Raw genomic sequence first — 5,058 nt, forward strand, 5'->3', positions numbered from 1 at the left:
GAACGCCGCGCCGCCACCGCCGCTGCCGTGCGCGAGGCCGGAGCGGATATGGGCATCGCCTGGGACGGAGACTTTGACCGCTGCTTTTTTTATGACGGCAACGGCAATTTCATTGAGGGCTACTACTGCATAGGTCTGCTGGCACAGGAACTGCTGCGGCGCGCTCCCGGCGGCAAGGTGGTTCATGACACGCGCGTCTACTGGAACACCCGTGAAATGGTGCTTGCCGCAGGCGGCCAGCCTGTCATGGGCAAAACCGGCCATGCCTTCATGAAGGAACGCATGCGTGCCGAAGACGCCGTATATGGCGGCGAAATGAGCGCACACCACTATTTTCGTGATTTTGCCTACTGTGACTCCGGCATGCTGCCCTGGCTGCTGGCGGCAACACTACTGCACCGCACAGGTCGCCCCCTGGCGGAACTTGTGGCCGAGCGCATGAACGCCTATCCGTGCAGCGGCGAAATCAACCGCCGCGTGCAGGACGCGCCTGCCCTTATGAAGCTTGTGAGGGAACTGTACGCCCCAGGCGCCCTCTACGAGGACAGCATGGACGGCGTAAACCTGGAATTTGCCGACTGGCGCTTCAACCTGCGCATGTCCAATACCGAACCGCTCCTGCGCCTCAATGTGGAAACCCGCGGCAACCGTGTCCTGCTGGAAGACAAGACCGCCGAACTCCTGCGCCTGCTGGAGGAACGGGGCGGCGCGGTTCCGGCGTAAACGCCGGAGCACTGTGGGGCTGTTACGGCGGAGGCTGCGGGCTGATCTGCAGATTGTCACTGGCTACACTTTTTTCTTGCTTTTTCCCAGATGAACAAACTACGAATCATCCTTAAATGTTAACATGTTGCAGTTATTTAAAAACAACGCCAGGCCAGACAGCCATCAAAGCCACCCCCAGGCATCAATCAGGCCGGCAACAAATTACTAAAACGCATAACTGCAAGTGTCCGATCAACTTGTGTCGGCACCAGCCAGGCAAACTCATGATAAATTTTTTCTGTGCATCGTGTTCTAAAATTTTTTCAGCGCGGCCTCATGCCCGAGAAATGCTCGCACTCATAAAAAATACGCTGCTCTTTTTTTTTGCTGTATATATTCTCTTCTTTTTATTCTCTTTTTTGCCTCAGGAACCACTGCGCAAACATCTCCAAGAGGCCGCCTCCGCTGGGTATTTTGACGATAACTACCCAAAGCCCGACTGGCTCCACCTCATCAGCCCCCGACTGGATATGTACACGGAATGTGTGGGGATCGGCATCGCCACCACAATGCAGCCCAGTGCAGAATCTCTGCTGTTCATGAACACCTTTGGCGAATGCAGCGGTTTGCTGCGGGCGACCACATCAGACTTTACTGGCGGCTACCCATACATGCGCTATGTGCATGGCTATCAGCTTTTTCTTAAACCCTTGTACACCTTTTTTTCTATAGAAAACGTCCGTCTGCTGACGTTCTGCATAACGTCTGCACTCTTGCTGCTTCTGCTGGGCGTACTGAAACACAGCCTGAACCTCTCGTACGCTCTGGCAATTGTTTTGACATTTTTTGTCACCCAATCAGCCAATGTTTTTTAATCGTTACCCATGCAGCACAGTTCTGGGTAGTGCTGGGCGGAGCCGTTCTGGCGGTATTGCTTCGCCACCGCCTACCACCTTTAGTCCTGTTTGGGCTGCTTGGCACCGTAGATGCCTTATGCAGTTTTTTGAATATGGGCAGTTTAAGCCTGGGCTTGCCCCTGCTCTGCTATTCTTTATCATTGTGGAGTGACGGGCGCACATCCACCGACATTATCGCCGCAATCTTTTGGGGCAGCGTGGGCTGGGCGGCAGCCTTTGTACTGCCCTGGCTGCTCAAATGGTCCTTGCTGGAGGTTTTTTATCAGCCAAGCCGAGAGCAACTCTTTGGAGTTACTCTGGAAAAATATCCCAACCGTAGCTTTGGCATGGTTTTTCTTGCTTTTTATAGAAATATCATACATTTACACTGGATTCTTGGCCTGGCTTTATACGCGTTGCTGTTCAGACGCTGGCGCAAGTTGCGCCCCACACCCCCTACCGGTTTGTGGCCTGCGCTGCTCCCGGCTCTTATTCCCATAGTTTGGATAGGGATTCTGCCGGGGCAATCGGGCATCAAGCATGCCTCTTTTATAAACCTGATATTGTGGCCCGGCATTGCGGCAACAGTACTGATGCTTCTGGCCCTGCCCAAGCCTCGGACGCAGCTGGAAATACAGCATGAGAGCAACTGCACCCTCCCCAACTATGACACTTCCGAGCGCATATAGGCACATAGCGAGGCGTTTTTCATGACTTTTAGCGCAAAAAAAATTGCCGTCATCTTTCCTGCGTATAACGAAGAGCTGACTGTAGGAAAAACCATAGAAGATTTTTATCAGGCACTGCCGCAGGCCGCCATTTGGGTAGTTAACAACCGATCCTCCGATAAAACAGAGTCTGTCGCCAAAGAAACAATGGCACGCCTGGGCTGTACCGGCGGGGTTATTAACGAACCGCGCCCCGGTAAGGGCTGTGCGGTGCGCCGTGCTTTTATGGAAATAGAAGCAGATGTATACCTGCTTGCAGATGCCGACATGACGTACCCGGCAAGCCAGGCACAGGAGCTTCTGGCGCCCGTTCTCGCCGGAGAAGCGGACATGGCGGTGGGGGACAGGCATTGCGAAGGAGACTACGCATCAGAAAACAAAAGGGCTTTTCACAATGTGGGCAACATTCTTGTTCGCAAACTTGTTAATGGCCTGTTTCAAGCACGTCTGTCTGACATCCTGAGCGGCTACCGCGCCTTCAGCCGCCGCTTTGTCAAAACCTACCCCATCCTGGTAGACGGCTTTGAAGTTGAAACGGATGTGACCTTGCACGCCCTGGACAAACGTATGACGATTTTAGAAATCCCAGTGCGGTATAAGGATCGCCCGCCGGACAGTTTTTCCAAATTGAGCACCATGCGGGACGGCATGCGGGTAATCTTTGTTATTGGGAAGATATTGCGCTATTATAAGCCATTACGCTTTTTCTTCGGCGCGGCTCTGATAGCGGCCATCAGCGGCTTACTGGCGGGCTGGCCCGTTTTGCAAGAATACTTCAATACTGGCTATGTGTCTCACGTGCCTCTGGCTATCCTTGCTTCGGGCTGCGAAATTGTGGCCCTGCTACTTGCCTCGGTAGGTTTGATTCTGGATACCATTGCCCATCAGGAAAGAGCCCGCTTTGAACGTGAACTGTTGAGCAAGACGTACAAAAAACCTTGCGGCCTGCCCCGTGAATAAAGGTAAGGGCGATTTTTTTCGCAGCAGTTTTTTTCGCTTTGTCCTAGTGGGCGGGATAGGTTTTATCATTGAAGCCATAACCCTGACCCTGATCGCACAGCATTCCTCCCTCGGCCCCATATGGGGCCGGGCCGTTTCCTTTCCGCTGGCTGTTTTGTCCACTTGGTGGCTGAACCGTAAACTCACGTTTCGTTCACAAAACCCTCCAGGGGCAGAAGGTGTCCGCTATTTCGGGGTGCAAATCCTGGGCGCGCTCACGAATACAGGCATTTTTATACTGACTGTAAAGGCCATTCCCAGTCTATGGAACATTCCCATAGTTCCTCTGGTTTTTGGCTCCACGGGAGGGCTTGTAGTCAACTTTATCCTTTCTGCAAAAGTTGTCTTTGTACCGTTGCGCTCTAAAAAATAAAACATCTTCCCCTGCAGTGTCGGAAGTAAGAAACCGCTGATTATCCTCGGGCGCATGCCAGCCAGATTACAGTTGCAATGCTTTTCTCACCAGTCGTAATTTCCAGAGCAAACAAGGCTTTGAAGGGTGGAACATGATTTTTACGTTGGACATGTGTGTTCTCCTTGTCTCGTTGAGTAGTTATCACACCTGTCCGATTTTTGGGGAGCACTTCTGTATTACAGTATCCAGAGCGATGGGGGTGTTCACAATGGGGCCAAGTCCCCTTACGTCTTCGCCTTCAACGGCGCAGGCCATGACATGTTTTTCTTATGGACGTTCATTTCCACATACAGTAATTTTTTCATAAGCTTGTCCTCCATGGTTGTGGCTCTGTGACTAGGTGTTTTTTTGTGCATAGCCCACGCTTGCATGGATGGACAGGGCCTCTGCTTAATCCGGTTCAATCATCCTATCTGCGGAGCACCCCAGCACGGGGCGGCACGGTTCCGGCGTAAGCGCCGGGCCCGGAACGCACAGTGGTCTTGTTCTATATCTTGAAATGGTGTAACTTTTGCAACGTGCGCCGCAGTGGACATGCATGCAGCAGGCAGCGTAAAATACCTATTTGAATATCAGTGAGAACATTCATGCAAAGCATTGCTCCCGTCATACTTTGCGGCGGCAGCGGGACCCGTTTGTGGCCGCTCTCGCGGGAAACATATCCCAAACAATTTGTGGATTTGGGCGAAGGACGCACCCTGTTCAAGGACACGCTCCTGCGGGCGCGCCGTACGCCGAGGGGGCTGGAGCCTGTGGTCATCTGCAATGAAGACCATCGCTTTTACGTGACCGCAGCGCTGTACGAATGTGACGTTCGCGCCACCATTCTTTTAGAACCCGCACCGCGCAATACCGCGCCGGCTATCACTCTCGCGGCCTTTGCCCTTACCTGCAACGGCGGGGATCCCCTCATGCTGGTGCTGCCGTCCGACCATGCCATCAACGATGAAGACGCCTTCTTCAAGGGGGTGGCATCTGCCGCGGCTCTGGCGGAACAAGGGCATATCGTCACCTTTGGCATCACGCCCACCAGCCCGGAAACGGGCTTCGGCTATATTGAACAGGGCGATGCCTTGGGCGATGGCTTCCGCGTGGCCCGCTTTGTGGAAAAGCCCGATGCGGTGACCGCTCAGGCCATGCTGGATCAGGGCGGCTTTTGGTGGAACAGCGGCATGTTCCTGTTGCGCGCTTCCGTATTCCTGAAAGAGCTTGAACGCTTCGCCCCAGAAATACATGCAGCCTGCCGCGCCGCCTGGGAAGGACGCACGGCGGACGGCGCGTTCTGCCGACCGGACGCGGACGCATTTCTGGCCTC

Annotated in this window: 5 protein-coding genes and 1 pseudogene; all 6 read left to right on the top strand. The window is 53.7% G+C overall.

What is annotated here, in order from left to right; all coding sequences use genetic code 11:
• A pseudogene (locus V6C16_RS07700) lies at nt 1-723 on the top strand (phosphomannomutase); the annotation flags it as partial.
• Nucleotides 724-989: 266 nt separating this feature from the next.
• Nucleotides 990-1,580: a hypothetical protein gene (locus tag V6C16_RS07705; RefSeq protein ID WP_333536035.1), complete on the top strand. Its 591-nt coding sequence runs from the start codon at nt 990-992 to the stop codon at nt 1,578-1,580.
• A 134-nt stretch (nt 1,581-1,714) separates the two neighbouring features.
• Nucleotides 1,715-2,290 carry a hypothetical protein gene (locus V6C16_RS07710; protein ID WP_333536036.1) on the top strand — a complete coding sequence of 192 codons (576 nt, stop codon included), beginning with the start codon at nt 1,715-1,717 and terminating at the stop codon, nt 2,288-2,290.
• A gap of 21 nt (nt 2,291-2,311) precedes the next feature.
• A complete protein-coding gene (locus V6C16_RS07715; RefSeq protein ID WP_333536037.1) occupies nt 2,312-3,289 on the top strand; it encodes a glycosyltransferase in 978 nt (325 codons plus the stop codon).
• A complete protein-coding gene (locus tag V6C16_RS07720; RefSeq protein WP_333536038.1) occupies nt 3,282-3,701 on the top strand; it encodes a GtrA family protein in 420 nt (139 codons plus the stop codon). The genes V6C16_RS07715 and V6C16_RS07720 overlap by 8 nt, the downstream gene beginning before the upstream one ends.
• 629 nt (nt 3,702-4,330) lie before the next feature.
• Nucleotides 4,331-5,058, top strand: a 728-nt coding sequence (locus V6C16_RS07725; RefSeq protein ID WP_333542970.1) for a mannose-1-phosphate guanylyltransferase, incomplete at its 3' end; no start/stop codon positions are given.

It is taken from the genome of Desulfovibrio sp. 1188_IL3213 (assembly GCF_036763145.1).
Lineage (GTDB): Bacteria > Desulfobacterota > Desulfovibrionia > Desulfovibrionales > Desulfovibrionaceae > Desulfovibrio.

Coding starts and splice junctions, on each gene's coding strand:
- V6C16_RS07705 (WP_333536035.1), top strand. CDS start 990: ATGATAAATTTTTTCTGTGCATCGTGTTCTAAAATTTTTTCAGCGCGG.
- V6C16_RS07715 (WP_333536037.1), top strand. CDS start 2,312: ATGACTTTTAGCGCAAAAAAAATTGCCGTCATCTTTCCTGCGTATAAC.
- V6C16_RS07710 (WP_333536036.1), top strand. CDS start 1,715: ATGGGCAGTTTAAGCCTGGGCTTGCCCCTGCTCTGCTATTCTTTATCA.